This is a genomic window from Nocardia sp. NPDC004722 (assembly GCF_053601505.1).
The window spans coordinates 17,047-32,679 of the sequence record NZ_JBSGBY010000021.1 but is presented as its reverse complement, the minus strand read 5'-3'; the positions used below and the strand labels follow the sequence as shown (position 1 = coordinate 32,679).

General features: G+C 67.3%; 14 protein-coding genes. 9 read left to right on the top strand and 5 right to left on the bottom strand.

Annotated elements, in window-relative coordinates; all coding sequences use genetic code 11:
* Positions 1-471, bottom strand: a 471-nt coding sequence (locus tag ACWELQ_RS04655) for an MFS transporter (RefSeq protein ID WP_452395659.1), incomplete at its 3' end; no start/stop codon positions are given.
* Between the two features lie 59 nt (positions 472-530).
* On the opposite strand from ACWELQ_RS04655, the gene ACWELQ_RS04650 reads away from it, so the two are divergent.
* The gene (locus ACWELQ_RS04650; RefSeq protein WP_452395658.1) at positions 531-977 is read left to right on the top strand and encodes a MarR family transcriptional regulator; all 447 of its coding nucleotides are present in this window, start codon (positions 531-533) and stop codon (positions 975-977) included.
* Here ACWELQ_RS04650 and ACWELQ_RS04645 read toward each other — a convergent pair.
* Together ACWELQ_RS04645 and ACWELQ_RS04640 are read right to left on the bottom strand one after the other, a co-directional pair.
* Positions 974-1,846: a helix-turn-helix domain-containing protein gene (locus tag ACWELQ_RS04645; RefSeq protein WP_452395657.1), complete on the bottom strand. Its 873-nt coding sequence runs from the start codon at positions 1,844-1,846 to the stop codon at positions 974-976. The genes ACWELQ_RS04650 and ACWELQ_RS04645 overlap by 4 nt on opposite strands.
* A gap of 106 nt (positions 1,847-1,952) precedes the next feature.
* Positions 1,953-2,540: a DUF4282 domain-containing protein gene (locus tag ACWELQ_RS04640; RefSeq protein ID WP_452395656.1), complete on the bottom strand. Its 588-nt coding sequence runs from the start codon at positions 2,538-2,540 to the stop codon at positions 1,953-1,955.
* A gap of 337 nt (positions 2,541-2,877) precedes the next feature.
* On the opposite strand from ACWELQ_RS04640, the gene ACWELQ_RS04635 reads away from it, so the two are divergent.
* From ACWELQ_RS04635 to ACWELQ_RS04620, 4 genes are all read left to right on the top strand, one after another.
* Entirely contained in the window at positions 2,878-3,354 is a 477-nt protein-coding gene (locus ACWELQ_RS04635) for a hypothetical protein (RefSeq protein ID WP_452395655.1), read from the top strand.
* Between the two features lie 315 nt (positions 3,355-3,669).
* Positions 3,670-5,892, top strand: a complete 2,223-nt coding sequence (locus tag ACWELQ_RS04630) for a molybdopterin-dependent oxidoreductase (protein ID WP_452395654.1) — start codon at positions 3,670-3,672, stop codon at positions 5,890-5,892.
* 42 nt (positions 5,893-5,934) lie between these two features.
* The gene (locus ACWELQ_RS04625; protein WP_452395653.1) at positions 5,935-6,597 is read left to right on the top strand and encodes a Crp/Fnr family transcriptional regulator; all 663 of its coding nucleotides are present in this window, start codon (positions 5,935-5,937) and stop codon (positions 6,595-6,597) included.
* Between the two features lie 388 nt (positions 6,598-6,985).
* Positions 6,986-7,603 (top strand): pyridoxamine 5'-phosphate oxidase family protein, encoded by a 618-nt coding sequence (locus tag ACWELQ_RS04620; RefSeq protein ID WP_452395652.1) that lies wholly within the window; start codon positions 6,986-6,988, stop codon positions 7,601-7,603.
* A 13-nt stretch (positions 7,604-7,616) separates the two neighbouring features.
* Here ACWELQ_RS04620 and ACWELQ_RS04615 read toward each other — a convergent pair whose 3' ends face one another.
* Entirely contained in the window at positions 7,617-8,072 is a 456-nt protein-coding gene (locus ACWELQ_RS04615) for a GtrA family protein (protein WP_452395651.1), read from the bottom strand.
* Between the two features lie 71 nt (positions 8,073-8,143).
* Here ACWELQ_RS04615 and ACWELQ_RS04610 point away from each other — a divergent pair, with 71 nt between their 5' ends.
* Positions 8,144-9,643 carry an FAD-binding protein gene (locus ACWELQ_RS04610; RefSeq protein ID WP_452395650.1) on the top strand — a complete coding sequence of 500 codons (1,500 nt, stop codon included), beginning with the start codon at positions 8,144-8,146 and terminating at the stop codon, positions 9,641-9,643.
* The gene (locus tag ACWELQ_RS04605; protein ID WP_452395649.1) at positions 9,640-10,401 is read left to right on the top strand and encodes a decaprenylphospho-beta-D-erythro-pentofuranosid-2-ulose 2-reductase; all 762 of its coding nucleotides are present in this window, start codon (positions 9,640-9,642) and stop codon (positions 10,399-10,401) included. The genes ACWELQ_RS04610 and ACWELQ_RS04605 overlap by 4 nt, the downstream gene beginning before the upstream one ends.
* 72 nt (positions 10,402-10,473) lie before the next feature.
* Here ACWELQ_RS04605 and ACWELQ_RS04600 read toward each other — a convergent pair whose 3' ends face one another.
* Entirely contained in the window at positions 10,474-11,373 is a 900-nt protein-coding gene (locus tag ACWELQ_RS04600; protein WP_452395648.1) for an NAD-dependent epimerase/dehydratase family protein, read from the bottom strand.
* A 299-nt stretch (positions 11,374-11,672) separates the two neighbouring features.
* Here ACWELQ_RS04600 and ACWELQ_RS04595 point away from each other — a divergent pair, with 299 nt between their 5' ends.
* Both ACWELQ_RS04595 and ACWELQ_RS04590 read left to right on the top strand, forming a co-directional pair.
* Positions 11,673-13,610 carry a galactan 5-O-arabinofuranosyltransferase gene (locus ACWELQ_RS04595; protein ID WP_452395647.1) on the top strand — a complete coding sequence of 646 codons (1,938 nt, stop codon included), beginning with the start codon at positions 11,673-11,675 and terminating at the stop codon, positions 13,608-13,610.
* 157 nt (positions 13,611-13,767) lie between these two features.
* A complete protein-coding gene (locus ACWELQ_RS04590; RefSeq protein ID WP_452395646.1) occupies positions 13,768-15,633 on the top strand; it encodes a glycosyl transferase in 1,866 nt (621 codons plus the stop codon).

Sequence of the window (15,633 nt, the reverse complement as noted above, 5' to 3'; positions counted from 1 at the left end):
ACGGGCCGGTCCCTCTTGGAAATTCGTGGTGATGATGGACAGGCCGGTGGGCGCGGTGAACGCGGCGGCCAGGCCCTTGATGAAGCGGGTCAGGATCAGCAGGGCGGGCGAGCTCACCAAAGCGCCTGCGAGAGAAGCCAAGGCGAAGACGCCCAGGGCGATCAGGAAGACCTTGCGACGGCCCAGCAGGTCGGCGGTGCGGCCGCCCAGCAGCAGCAGGCCGCCGTAGCCGAGGACATAACCGCTGACCAGCCACTGCAGGGTGGAGGTCTGGATGTGGAGTTCGGTACCGATGGAGGGGAGCGCGACGCCGATCATCGACACGTCGAGGCCGTCGAGGAACAGCACGATGCACAGGGTGATGAGCATGCCCCAGAGCCGGCCGGTCCATTTCGTGGAATCGGCCGCGTTGCTCACTGCGGGGCGGATCTCGGTGGAAGTCACGAGAGTGGACAGTACATGCGCACGCATCAATTGCACAAGCATTTAATGCGGTTGCATGCTTTGGTCGCCGGGACTAGGATGGCCGCATGCCGAAGCCGACAACGTCTGTCGAACGGCCCGCGGTGACGTCGCTCGCACAGACGCAACCAGCGGGACTCGTGGATCAATGGCGTGATCTGCTGGCCCGGCACGCGACGACCTCGTGCGCTCTGGAAAAAGAACTGCAAGGCCGCCACCACATCGGGCTCAGCGAATTCGAAACCCTCGACCGCCTCGTCGAAACCGGCAGCGACAGCTGCAAGATGGCCGACCTGGCCAATGACATCTACCTCAGTCAGAGCGCGCTCTCGCGCACGGTGGCGCGGCTCGAGCGCGACGGACTGGTGGATCGCACGCTGTGCACCGAGGATCGGCGCGCGATCTTCGTCTGCGTGACGGAAAAAGGGCGCGAACTGCATCGACAGGCCGCGCCCACGCACCGCGAGGTGCTGGCCCAGAACCTGGCTGAGCCTCCGGAACAGTTCCCCGGCTAGACCGCCGCGCGCAGCGTCTCGATCACCGGGAGTGCCTCCACGGCAAGGGAATTCACCGCCGCGATGGCCTCCCGGTAGCGCTCCACCTCGGGTTCCTTGTCGAGGTAGGAGGAGCCGGTGAGGGTCTCCACGTACACCACCGGCGGTTCGGTGGGTTCGCCTGCGGCGGTGGGGAATTCGAGCAGGACGAAGCGGCCTGCGTCCATGCCGTGGTGATAGCCGCACTCCACCGGCAGCAGGCGCAGCCGGACATTGGGCAGCTCGGCGAGCTTGCGGAGCCGATCCAGCTGACCGCGGGTGACCTCGTCACCGCCGATGCGGTGCCACAGCACCGCTTCCGCGATCACCACGTCCAGGTGCAGCGGCGAGTCGGCCCGGGTGAGCAGCGACTGCCGCGCGGTGCGCACTCGCACTCGTCGGTCGAGCTGCTCGGGTGAGATGCCCGGGTAGGCTCCCGCCAGCACCGCCCGGTAGTACTGCTCGGTCTGCAAAAGCCCTGGGACCAACTCGTTCTCGTAGCTGGTGAGTCGGCTCGCGGCCTCCTCGAGGCCGATGTAGACCTCGTAGCCCTCGTCGATCACATCACCGAACTCGGTCCACCAGCCGCGGGCCTTGGTTTCGCGGGCCAGCGAGGTGAGCGGTTCGATGGCGTCCTCGGGCGCACCGTAGATGCGGCACATGGCCTCGACATCCAGGCTGCGCAATGAGGTCTGACCGGTTTCGATGCGCCAGATCTTGGCCTCGGACCATTCCAATCGCTGCGCCGCCACCCGGGTGGTCATGCGCGCGCGATTACGCAGGTCGCGCAGGTGTCGTCCGAGCTGCCGACGCGGCACGGTCGATCCGGTAATCCCCTGCGGTAGAGCCATTCGTCCCCCTATACCAGTGTTGCGATCGCATTGTTGCACAGGAAAACTCAGCGATCCATGGACGCGGGACGCGGCCGGATGGTTAGGATATCGACCTTTCTCCAGGTTACTTCCTGGGCGAGCGCTTGCGGAAGCGCCAGAACTGCACGGCCTGAACGTCTTTCGAAAGCTGGTTGACCGGTTCGGCCACGTCCGACAGCGCCTGGAAAAGATCGTCGGCCATGTCCGCGATGTGCGAGACCCGTCCCGCCAGCCGGGACGCGTTGAGCACGAACTCCAGCAGCAGGCGCACGGTCGCGGCGATCACCAGGCCCAGCGGAATCGCGAAGAAAACGCCGAAAACAATGCCCAGCCAGGCCGAAACCCGCCACAGCCCGATGGTTCCCACCACGGGGATGGCGACCGCGCCCGCCAGGCCGAGCAGATAGGCCAGCGGCAGCAGGGTGCGGGTGGCGGCGCGATGGAATTGCAGGTCCAGCAAGGCGCGCGCGGCGTCCACGCTCCAGGAGCCGAAAGCGCTTGGGCTGGCGAAGGGTTCGACCGGTTCCTCGGCCTCTTCCTCCTCGGCGATGCGCCGGGACATGCGGCGGGTCGCGGAGTCCTTGAAGGCGGCCCAGCGGCCCTCGGTGATGATCTCGTCGAACTCCTCGAATTCCTCGAGTTCGGCTGTGTTCCCGCCCGATTGATCGGCCATGCCGACGATCTCCTCTCCCGCAGACCTTTTCGGCGGATCCAGTGTCGCCCGTAACGCCGGGGCGGCACAGGCCGAGACAGTGTGTTGTAGAACACGTCACAGTGTTGCCCGGCATGGGGGTTCGTACACGCCGCCGGCGCCTCGGGAGGCGTTGGCGCTGGCAGGACCGCCGGGGGCACGGGAGGTCGCTTCTACGTCAATGTCACTAAAGGGTCAAAACAGACCGGACATAGGACGTTCTGAGACAGAACCGGACCGTTGGTGAAAAAGGGTGTGTAACGACCCGGACACCTCCCGCCGATACGTCGCACAGAGCAGGAACTAGATCTACCGGGGAATGGAGAAACCAGTGCGTACGACGTTTTCGTCAGCCGTTGCAGAATCAGCGCAGGACTACATCCAGCGCGGCTGGACGGTCGCCGAAACCGCCAATGGCATCTGCCTGGTCACCGACGACGAGGTATCGGGCATCGAGGTCACCGGCGACACCGCCGCCTTCGTGCGCCGCTACCTGCGCGCCAATGATCTGACCGGGCCGGTCATCGAGATCCCGGGCGCCGAGCGCCGCGAGATCCACCTGGTGACCGGACTGCGCAAGGCCGAGCGCGCCATCGAGGCGCTGCGGGCCGCGGGCGTGGTCGTCTACACCGACGGCGCGGGCATTCCGCTGCCGCCGAGCAAGCTGTCCGCCGGTGCGGCCTGCTGGGGCGTCGCCCCGCACGAGGCCCGCTGGCTCCCGCCGGTCGTCGCCATCGCCGCCGCGGTCCGCGCGGCCGCCAAGGGCGCTCCGCAGGCGGCTCGTATCGCCTCCTGACACCGGCTCGAATATCGACGCGAAACCCGCGAGTGCACCCCGGCGCTCGCGGGTTTCGCCGTATCCGGGTACAAACGTTGCAAATTCAGAGAGAGCGGACATAACGCCTCGTCATTGCGACGGGAAGAGGAATCTCGGGACTCGCGCCGATATGCTCAGATCCTGCCAACCGCAAGGCCTTTCACCGATGGTGTGACCCTCCAACATTTCGGTCCCTCGGCTGTGTGAGTCCCCCACAAGGCCGCGCGCGTCCCCCCGAGGCGATTCGGCGTGTTCAGGTGTTTCGCCGGGCGGGGTCGCGGGCGATCATTGGGTATGACCCACGTCACGGACAGCCCCCGGACATCGCTGCCACTGCTGCGCACCTGCCCGCTCTGCGAGGCCGTGTGCGGCCTCGAGCTCACACTGGACAGCGAGGACCGCATCGCCGCGGTGCGCGGTGATCACGCCGACCCCTTCAGCAAGGGGTTCATCTGCCCCAAGGGCGCGACCCTCGGACACCTGGACTCCGATCCGGATCGGCTGACCGCGCCCATGATTCGCGATCGCGCCACCGATAGCTGGCGGGCGGTGAGCTGGGACGAGGCGTTCGAGGTGATCCGGGAGCGGCTGCCGCGGGTGTCCGCGGAGTTCGGCAACCAGGCGATCGGGCTGTACCTGGGCAATCCGAACGCGCACACCGTCGCCGGGGCACTGTACGTGCCGCTGCTGATCCGGGCGCTGGGCACCCGCAGCCTGTTCTCGGCCAGCACCGCCGACCAGATGCCCAAGCAGGTGTCGAGCGGGCTCATGTTCGGCGATCCACTCACCGTCGCGGTTCCCGATCTGGACCGCACCGACTATCTGCTGATGCTGGGCGCGAACCCGCTGGAATCCAACGGGTCCCTGTGCACCGCACCGGATTTCCCGGGCCGCCTCAAGGCGCTGCGCAAACGCGGCGGGCGGCTGGTGGTGGTGGATCCGCGGCGCACCCGCACCGCCAAGCTGGCCGACGAGCATCTGTTCGTACGGCCCGGCAGCGACGCCTACCTGCTGTTCGGCATCGTGCACACGCTGTTCGCGGAGAATCTCGCCGAGTTGCGCGTCGAGGCCAACGGGCTGGACGAGATCCGGGCCGCCGCGGCCGATTTCACGCCGGAACTGGCGGCCGCGCGCAGCGGGGTGCCCGCGGAGACCATCGTGCGGATCGCGCGCGAGCTGGCCGCCGCGCCGACGGCCGCCGTCTACGCCCGGATCGGCACCTGCACGGCCGAATTCGGGACGCTCACGCAGTGGCTGGTGGATGTGATCAATGTGCTCACCGGCAATCTGGACTCCCCCGGCGGGGCCATGTTCGCCACCGGGGCGGCGCTGGGCATCGTGCGGTCGCGGCCCTTCCGGACCGCGCGCTGGGGCAGCCGGGTGCGGGGATTGCCCGAGGCCATGGGCGAATTGCCGGTGGCGACGCTGGCCGACGAGATCCTCACCCCCGGTACCGGGCAGATCCGGGCCATGGTGACCGTGGCGGGCAATCCGGTGCTGTCGGCCCCCAGCGGCGCGCGGCTGGACGCCGCCTTCGCGGGCCTGGAGTTCATGGTCAGCGTCGACCGCTACCTCAACGAGACCACCCGCCACGCCGACGTCATCCTGCCGCCGCCGCGCATCCTGCAGTCCCCGCACTACGATTTCGCGCTGCTCAACTTCGCCGTCCACAACTACGCCCGCTACTCGCGCCCCCTGGTGCCACTGGGCCCGGACGAGATGTCGGAGGCCGAGGTGATGGCCCGCCTCGCGCTGGCGATCTCCAATCAGGAGCCGCAACCCGGCCTGGATCCGCTCACGGTGATCGACGAGATCGTCATCGCGGGCACCCTGCACAAGGCTGGCGTGGCCGACCGGCGCGGAGAGTTGCTGGGCGACAACACGACCGAACAACGCTTGGACATGATGTTGCGCCTCGGCCCCTTCGGCGAGTGGGCCACCCAGCCGGACGAGACTTCCGAATGGCGCGGGAAGCTGAATCTGCGAGTGCTGCTGGACAATCCGCACGGAATCGATCTGGGACCGCTGGAGTCCCGGCTGCCCGGTGTACTGCGCACCGCCTCCCGCAAGGTGGAGTTGGCGCCCGCCGAGATGCTGGCCGATCTGGAGCGGCTGCGAGGGCGGCTGGGGGCCGAGCAGCCGGAGATGGTGCTGGTGGGGCGGCGGCAGCTGCGGTCGAACAACAGCTGGCTGCACAATGTGGGGCCGTTGATGGGCGGGTCGAATCGGTGCACGCTGCACATCAATCCGGAGGATGCGGCGCGGTTGGGGTTGAACGGGCTGGCCGTGGTGAAGTCCGCGGCGGGGACGGTGACCGTCGAGGTCGAGCCGACCGACGACATCATGCCCGGGGTGGTGAGCCTGCCGCACGGCTGGGGACACGCGGACAGCACGCAGGCGGTGGCGCGAACCCATGCCGGGGTGAACGCCAATGCGCTGACCGATGATTCGCTGGTCGACGCACCCTCCGGCAATGCCGTGTTCAATGGGGTACCGGTCACGCTGAGCCGTGCGTGACACGACCGGAGGGCCGAGCGTGACACGACAACAGGGCCGTGCGTGACGGAATTCGAACTGCTGGACGGGCTTTCGCCGCAGGAGCGGCGCGAGTTCGTCGCGGCGTGCACACCGCGCCGGTTCCGGCGTCGTGACATCGTCTGCCACGAGGGCGATCCCGGTGACTGCGTGCATCTGATCGTGAGCGGGCGGCTGATCGTGCGCGTCACCACGCCGCTCGGGCACACCGCCACCCTCACCGTGCTCGGGCCCGGGGAGATGTTCGGCGAGCAGGCGCTGCTGAGCCCGGAGGCGCGGCGCACCGCGACCATCGTGGCCGTCACCGACGCGCAGACGCTGACCCTGAACCGGGCCCAGCTCGAGCGGCTGCGGAGCGAACATCCGCAGGTGGAGCGGTTTCTCACCACATCGCTGGCGGCGCAGGTGCGGCGGTTGTCGGCGGCGGTGCTGGAGGCGCTGTACCTGCCGGTGGAGACGCGGGTGCTGCGCCGGTTGGCCTATCTCGCGACGGCGTACGGGGACGGCGCGGGCGCACCGGCGGTGATCAAGCTGACGCAGGAGGATCTGGCGTCGATGGCCGGCACCACCCGGGCAACCGCCAACAAGGTGCTGCGGGAGCTGGAGGATCAGGGCGTGGTGCGGCTGGGTCGGGGCGCGGTGACGGTGCTGGATCGAATGGGGTTGGAGCGCAAGGCGCGTAGATAGACCTTTCGGTATTTATGTTTCGTGTACCGAAGATCGACCTCAGCTAGGGGGATGACATACGGAGAATGCACCCCGAAACTCTGCAAAATGGACAAATCAGGAATGCGAAATCCCCGCGCCCCCTGGGGATCTCGCAGACCCGAGCCCCGAAACCACGGTCAGCATCCCCCCAGTTAAGGGACAAACGACTCTTGTGAGCCCTTCCGTCCGGGAGGATCCTCGCTCGGGAGCGTTTGTCCGGCCGCAGTCGAGGAAGTCCTACCAGGGCAGATACGCCGGTTCACGCATTCGCCACACGAAAATAGTTAAACCGTATAGGATTTCGGCTGGCCGTAGTTCGTGGCCGAGCCTCTTCTATCCGGTATTCAGCTACCAAAGGGGACCCGCGATGCCCGGTATCAGAAACGGCAGCGACGGCGAACGGGAACTGCAAGAGCGCTACGGTAGCGAGGAGCGGGCGCAGCGCTTCTACGACGATCAGGTGCGGGATCGCCTCAATACCCACATGATCGATTTCATCGGCCGGATGGATATGGCCTTCATCGCGACCTCCGACAAGCACGGAGAATGCGATTCCAGCTTCCGCGCCGGCAAGCCCGGCTTCCTGCATGTGATCGACGATCACACCGTGGCCTATCCGGAATACCGCGGCAATGGCGTCATGGCCAGCCTCGGCAACATTCTAGAAAACCCCCACGTGGGCATTCTCATGATCGATTTCGTGCACGATCTCATCGGCCTGCACCTCAACGGCACCGCGCGCATCGTCGACGACGCCCTCATGCGCCGCTGCGTCCCCGACCTGCCCGCCGAACAGCGCGGGCGGATACCGGAACGCTGGGTGGTGGTCGATGTGGAGGAGGCCTACATCCACTGCCGCAAGCACATTCCGCACCTGGTTCCGGCGCAGCGCGAAGCCCGGCAGTGGGGCACCGACAATATGCGCGCGAAGGGCGGCGACTACTTCCGGGCCAAGGAAGAGAACAACGCCCTCGTCGACTCCTAGCGGGCGCCGCCGCCTAGTGGATCTTGAAGATCACGGCCCGCTGGACGATGAAGTTGATCACGGTCGCGGTGCCCTGCGCGACGCAGAACGCGAAGAAGATCCGCCACCAGGCGTCGGGCAGCGCGTAGTAGCAGACCTGGTTGATGCCGACCTGCAAGGCGAAGGTCACCGCGTAGAGCGCGATGACCGCGATGAAGCGTTTGCGGCTCGGCTCGGCCTTGAAGGTCCAGCGTCGATTGATCAGGTACGCGGTGGTCGTGCCCGCGATGAAGCTGATCGACTTGGCCACCGGCAGCGGCAATCCGACCAGTTTGAACAGCAGCGTGTACAGGCCGAAGTCGACGATCGCCGACAGCCCGCCGGTGACCGCGAATCGAATGATCTGCGTCTTGAGATCAACGTCCGTACCACCCGGTTCGTCGACGAGGGGCAGCTCGGGCGGCAGGGGCAGATGGGGTTCCGCGGTCACAAAGCAGAAGAGTAATGCCCGGGACAAAGGACACAAGCCTCGAGACGGTTATGCCTGTAGCCTCTATGCCGATGTCCACGAAAGCTCAGACCACCGACGCGGCCGCCGCCGAGCCCAGCTCAGCGGACGAGAGCCCCGTCGTAGGCAAAGACACAGAGGGCACTTCGGCGCAGGGTTCGTTCGACCTGCCGACGCAGACCCGCCGCCTGACCGGTTGGGGTCGCACCGCAGCCACCACCTCGGAAGTGCTCTCCACCAATGACCCGGAGTTGATCGCCAAGGCGGTCGCCATGGTCGCGGAGGACAACGACTCGAAGCCCGCGCACCTGCGTCGCGGCGTCATCGCCCGCGGCCTGGGCCGCTCCTACGGTGACCACGCGCAGAACGCCGGCGGCCTGGTCGTCGACATGACCGCGCTCAACCGCATCCACCGCATCGACCGGGACTCCCGGCTGGTGGACGTGGACGCGGGCGTGTCCCTCGACCAGCTGATGAAGGCGGCGCTGCCGTTCGGCCTGTGGGTTCCGGTGCTGCCGGGCACCCGGCAGGTGACCGTGGGCGGGGCCATCGGCTCCGATATCCACGGCAAGAACCACCACAGCGCGGGCAGCTTCGGCAATCACGTGCGCTCGCTGGATCTGCTCACCGCCGACGGCAAGGTGCAGACCATCGGGCCGAAGAAGAACGCGAAGCTGTTCTGGGCCACCGTCGGTGGCAACGGCCTGACCGGCATCATCCTGCGCGCCACCATCGAGATGACCCCGACCGAGACGGCGTACTTCATCTCCGACGGCATCAAGACCACCACGCTGGACGAGACCATCGCGGTCCACAAGGACGGGTCCGAGGAGAACTACACGTACTCCTCCACCTGGTTCGACGCCATCAGCGCGCCGCCGAAGCTGGGACGCGCCAACGTGTCTCGCGGCCGGCTGGCGAAACTCGATGAGCTGCCCAAGAAGCTGCGCAAGAACCCGCTGAAATTCGACGCACCGAATCTGCTGACGGTGCCGGATATCTTCCCGACCTTCGCGGTCAACAAGTTCACGCTGGGGATGGTCGGCGAGGCGTACTACGCGCTCGGCGGCAATTACACCGGCAAGATCATGAACTTGACGCAGTTCTACCACATGCTCGACGTGGTCTCGGAGTGGAATCGGGCCTACGGTTCGCCCGGATTCATCCAGTACCAGTTCGTGCTGCCGCCCGAGGCGCTGGACGAATTCACCAAGATCATTGTGGATATCCAGCGTTCGGGTCATTACACGGCGCTCAATGTGCTGAAGTTCTTCGGCCCGGGCAATCCGGCGCCGCTGAGCTTCCCCATGGAGGGCTGGAACATCTGCGTCGACTTCCCGGTGCGGCCCGGCCTCAACGAGTTCGTGCGCGAACTGGACCGGCGCGTCCTGGAATTCGGCGGTCGCCTCTACACTGCCAAGGATTCGCGCACCGACGCGGAGACCTTCCACAAGATGTACCCGCGGATCGACGAGTGGATCAAGATCCGCCGAAGTGTGGACCCCACAGGCGTTTTCATGTCCGATATGGCGAGAAGGCTGGAGCTTCAGTGATCAATGCGGTAGGGAACCCGCAGTCCATTCTGCTGCTGGGCGGCACCTCGGAGATCGGCTTGGCGATTTGCGCCGAGTACCTGAAGAAGGGCCCCATGCGCATCATCCTGGCCGCGCTGCCGGGTGATCCGCTGCGTGAGGACTCGGTGCAGCAGATGAAGGCCGCCGGGGCTTCCGAGGTGCAGGTCATCGACTTCGACGCGCTCGAGACCGAGAGCCACCCGGCCGTCATCGACGCGGCCTGGGCCGGCGGCGATGTGGACGTCGCCGTGGTCGCGTTCGGCATCGACGGCGACGGCGAGATCTTCTGGCAGGACCAGCGCAAGGCCGTCATGATGGCCGAGATCAACTACACCGCCGCGGTTTCCGTGGGTGTGCTGCTCGGCGAGAAGATGAAGGCGCAGGGCTTCGGCCGCATCCTGGCCATGTCCTCGGTCGCCGGTGAGCGGGTGCGCCGCTTCAACTTCGTCTACGGCTCCACCAAGGCCGGTCTCGACGGCTTCTACCTGGGCCTCGGCGAGGCGCTGGCCAAGTTCGGCCCGCGCGTCACCGTCATCCGCCCGGGCATGGTGCGCACCAAGCTGTCCGCGCACGCCAAGGAGAACGGGCTCACGGTCAACAAGGAGGACGTCGCCCTCCTCGCGGTCGCCGCCTCCGAAAAGGGCAAGGAAATCGTCTGGGCCCCGGGCACTTTCCGCTTCGTGATGATGATCCTGCGCCACGTCCCGCGCCCGATCTTCCGCAAGCTGCCGATCTAGCTCTCAGGGGTAAACCCCTGAAACCCCGACAGACCAGCGCTGCCCCCGGTTCAACCGGGGGCAGCGTTGTCGTTATCCGAGGGACCTGATGATGGCGTCGAGCTCGGAAAGCTTCGGCTGCCAGCCGAGCTCGGCCGCAGCCTTGGCGGCGTCGACGACGAGGGTGGCGGGTTCGGGCGCAGGTGGATTGTGCGTCAACGGAACCCGCAGGCCGGTGACCCGCTCGACGGCGGCCACCACATCGAGAATGCTCGTGCCGCGCCCACTTCCGAGGTTGTAGCGCGCGAAACCGCCCGGCTCCGGGAGCCGGTGCACGGCCACGACGAACGCGGCGGCCGCATCATCCACGTGCAAGTAATCGCGCACCGCACTGCCGTCCCCGTTCACCCCCAGCGGCGTCTGTGTCCGTGCGGCGGCGAGTACCCGGGGAATTAGACGGGTCGGGTCCCGGTCGTCGCCTCCGGCCAGATTCGGCAGGCGCAGAACGGTCGCGACGAGGGCACCGCTGCGGGCTTGGGCCTCGACCACCGCTTCGGCCGCCACCTTGCTGCTCGCGTAGGGATGCGGCGGCGCGACGGGCAGGTCCTCGGTCATCGGCTGCCGCTCCGGCGACCCGTAGACAGCGCAGGTCGAGGAGTACACCAAGCCGGTCACGCCTGCCGCGGCCATGGCCTCGAGCAGGGCGATGGTGCCGCCGACATTGACCCGGAAATACCGCAGCGGGTCGTCGAACGACTCGCGCGCTCGGGTCAGTCCGGCCAGATGGCAGACCGCATCGACCCCGACGACGGCTTGGCGCAGTTCCCTGGGGTCGAGCAGGTCGGCGGCAAGAGTGCACTCCGCGCCGGGGACTTCCGCTCCGCCCGGCCGGACCATGGCGATCGGTCGGTAACCAGCCGCGTTCAAGGCACGGACAACCGCTCCGCCGAGGTACCCGCCAGCCCCTGTTACCAGCACTCGCGGACCACTCATTCGCGGGCCGATCCCGGTGCGGGGCGACCGTGAGTCGCTGCGGCTCGCTCCGAATCGCTCGATCCGGTCGGGAGAACCTCGCGCCGGGGCCTGTCGATCATCTCGAAAGGCTACCGGCCGCACGGACCCTCCTACCCGGTCCCGCACCTCGCGACCCGGTCAGCGGGCGTCCGACCGCAACCGGATCCGGGGTCCGTCGAGGGGCTGTTGCCGGGTGCGGCCCCGGTGTCGTGTTCGACGCGGGGCCGGTGACTAGGCTGGCGCGCGGTCCAGGACACGAATGCGGAGGCAGGGTGCGGATGAGCGAGCGAGTGACGCTGCTGGCGCGGCAGGCCGGTGGGGCTATCGGTGAGGCGGTGCTCGCGGCGGTGGTCGCGGGGGTCGTGGCCGCGATCGGGCTGAAGGCGTTTTCGACCGTGCACTGGCCCGCGTTCAACTCGTCCAATGTGACTCGGTCGCTGACCACCGTGGGGCAGGTGGTGGCGCTGGTCATGCTGGTCGCGGCGGTCGTGCTGCTGCGGCTGCGGAAGTGGGGGTGGCTGACGAAACTGCTTTCGTGGGGTGGGATTTCGGCGTTCGTGACGGTGACGTTGGGGATGCCGTTGGCGGCGACCAAGTTGTATCTGTTCGGGATGTCGGTGGATCAGGAGTTCCGGACGCAGTATTTGACGCGGCTGACCGACAGTGCGGCGTTGCACGATATGAACTACGTCGATCTGCCGCCGTTCTATCCGGCGGGGTGGTTCTGGATCGGCGGGCGGTTCGCGAGTCTGACCGGGATGGCCGGGTGGGAGGCGTTCAAGCCGTACGCGATCATCGGGCTGGCGGTGGCGGCCGCCATCGCGCTGGTGTTGTGGTCCAAGCTGATTCGCGCCGATTGGGCGGTGGCGGTGGCCGCGGCGACGACGGCGGTGACGCTGGCCTACGGTGCGCCGGAGGCGTACAGCGCGGTGCTCACGCTGCTCCTCGGACCGGCCCTGCTGCTGGCGTGGGGTGCGCTGCACCGGCCCGCCGAGGGCCCAGCCGACAACACCACGGAAGGCACAGTCGAGCACACCGCCGGGGGCTGGGGCGCGGTCATCGGGGCCGGACTGTTCCTCGGGCTGGCTGCCACCTTCTACAGCCTGTACTTCGTGGTCGCCGTGTTCGCGGTGTGCCTGATGGCCCTGATCGCAGCGGGATTCGCGCTGCGTGCCCGACGCAGCTGGCGAGCCCTGGTGCCGATCCTGGTGCGGCTCATCGGGATCGGCGTGGTCGCGGGCGTACTGGCGCTGACCGTATGGACGCCGTTCCTGCTGAAGTTCCTGTCCGGCAAGGCATCTCTGGGGTCCGGGTCGGCCTTCCACTATCTGCCGGAGTCGGGTTCGCGGCTGCCGTTGCCCATGACCCACTTCGACCTGCTCGGCCTGCTGTGCCTGGCCGGGACCGTCTGGCTGGTGCTGCGGGCCGCGAGCTCGCGCCGCGCGCAAGCGTTGGGGATCGGCGTGGTCGCCATCTACCTGTGGTGTCTGCTGTCCATGGCGGCGACGGCGGCGGGGACCACGCTGCTGTCGTTCCGGCTCGAGGCCCCGCTGATGGCACTGTTGTCGGCGGCGGGCGTGTTCGCCTTCGCCGAGGGCGCGCGGGCCGTCTACCAGGCACTGAGCGAGCCGGGCCGGTTCCGGTTGGCCGCGGCGGCAGTGGCTCTGGCCGGGGCCATCGGGTTCAGCCAGGGCATTCCGAATGTCCTGGCGGCCGAGATCACCACGGCCTACACCGATACCGACGGCAATGGTGCGCGCGCGGATCAGCGCAACCCGTCGGCGGTGGCGAACTACCGCGAGATCGACGCGAAACTGCTGGAGCAGACCGGGCGGCCGCGCGATCACACCGTGGTTCTCACGGCCGACACCAGTTTCCTGGCGGTCTACCCGTACTACGGATTCCAGGCTCTCACTTCGCATTACGCGAATCCACTGGCCGACTTCGCGGCCCGCACGGCCGAGATCCAGCGCTGGGGCACGTTCAAGACCCCCGATGAACTCGCCGACGCGCTCAACCACTGCCGCTGGCGGGCTCCGGACGCGTTCCTGTTCCGCAGTTCCGGTGACGACTACACGCTGCGCCTGTCGCAGGACGTGTACCCGAACGACCCGAATGTGAAGCGAATCACAGTGGCAATCCCCAAGTCCCTGTTCGATGACGCGCGCTACCGCACCACGGTCATCGGCCCGTTCACCCTCGTGGTGCGTGTCTGAACAAAAGAACGAGACAAGCATCACTTATCCACAGAAAACGGTCGATTTCTGTGGATAGGCACCGGTTTCTGTGGATAACCACGCGACTTGCCAGTGCAATCTCAGCCGAACCCGGTAGCGTGGGCCGCTGATTTGCAAGGCATCAAGGAGTCAGCGCGTGGCACAGGGGCGGGTATTCGACCGGGGGGTTGACAACGGTTCGGCGGTAACGGTTCTCGACCGTCCCGCGCCGGATACGGGTCGCCCCAAGCTCACTCGACCGCGGCGGGCGCTGCGGCGTGCCCGGCTCGCCCGCACCGATCTACTGGTGGCGACGGCATATCTGTCGCTCGCGGTGCTGGTGTTGTCGGGCCAGTGGCTGCACCCCGGTCGCGGATACCTGATCAAGAGCGGCCAGGACCAGACCATGTGGGAGTGGTTCTTCGCCGTCACCGCGCACAATATCGCGCACCTGGAGAACCCCCTCGGCACGCTGCTGCAGAACTATCCCGACGGCGTGAACATGATGGCCAATACCGCCATGTTCGGCGTCGGCGTGCCGCTCACCCCGGTCACCCTGCTGTTCGGCCCGACGGTGACCTTCGTGCTGGTGCTCACCCTGGGCCTGTTCGGCACCGCCTTCGCCTGGTACTGGCTGTTCTCGCGCGAGGTGGTGACCTCCAGATTCGCTGCGGCCGTGGGCGGTCTGTTCTGCGGCTTCGCGCCCGCCATGATCTCGCACGCCAACGCGCACCCGAATTTCGTGGTGCTGGCGCTGCTTCCGCTGCTGGCGTTGCAGATCATCCGGATGGCCAAGCGCGCGAGCGCCGCCGGTGAGATACGCAAGGCGCGACGCAATCGCGACGCGGTGATCCTGGGCCTGCTGGTGGCCTTGCAGATCGCGCTCGGCGAGGAGCCGCTGCTCATCTTCGCCCTGTCCTTCGGGCTGTTCGCGCTGGTCTATCACCTGCACACCCCGCGCACCGGCCTGCGCGAACTGCGCGCCATCACGCCGACCGTGCTGCTGGCCGCGCTGATCACCCTGGGACTCACCGAGATTCCGCTGTGGTGGCAGTTCTTCGGCCCGCAGTCCTATCGGTCGATCGACCACGGGACGATGCAGAACGACCTCAAGGCGCTATTCCAGTTCCCGTCCGAATCCCTCGGCGGGACGGTCGCGCACGGACAGAACGTGGCGATCAACCCCACCGAGGAGAACGCCTACTTCGGCTGGCCGCTGTGGATCGTGGTCGCGGTGGCCACCGTGCTGATGTGGCGCGAACGGGTGGTGCGCGCCGCCGCGGTGGTGATCGTGACGTTCTCGGTGATGTCGCTGGGCTCGGTGCTGATGATCGGCAAGCACAACACCGGAATCAGCCTGCCGTGGAAGCACTTCGAGAACATGGCGCTGCTGGACACGGTGCTGGAGTCGCGCTTCACCATGGCCGCGATCCCGGCCATCGCAGTCATCCTGGCGCTGGCCACCCAGCGCGCCCTGGACTACTGGAAGGTCTCCGCGACCGATTGGCGGCCACTGGCCCTGTTCGCCGCACTGGCCTGCGCGCTGCTGCCGCTCACCCCGACCATCCTGCCGGTGGTGCAGCGCCCGGCCACCCCGGCCTTCTTCACCGATGGCACGGTGCGGCAATACGTTTCGCACGGCTCGGTGGTGATCGCGCCGCCGCCGACCCCGCCGGATGCCCGCGCACTGCAGTGGCAGGTCAATTCCGGCTTCGAATTCCCGCTCGCCGGAGGCTATTTCGTCGGCCCCACCGGCGCGTCCAAGAAGGGCCGCTACGGCCCCGACGATCGCCCCACCGCCAGCCTGCTGATGAAGGCCCAGCGGTCCAACACCGTTCCGGTGGTGGACGACGCCACTCGCGCGCAGGCGCTGGCGGATCTGCGCTACTGGCGCGCCGATGTGGTGGTGCTGCCGCCGACCGACAATGGCGACACTCTCCGGCTGACCGTGGACCAGCTGCTCGGCTTCCCCGCCACCTACGTCGACGGCGTGTGGCTGTGGGACGTGCGCGGGCTGGTGTAG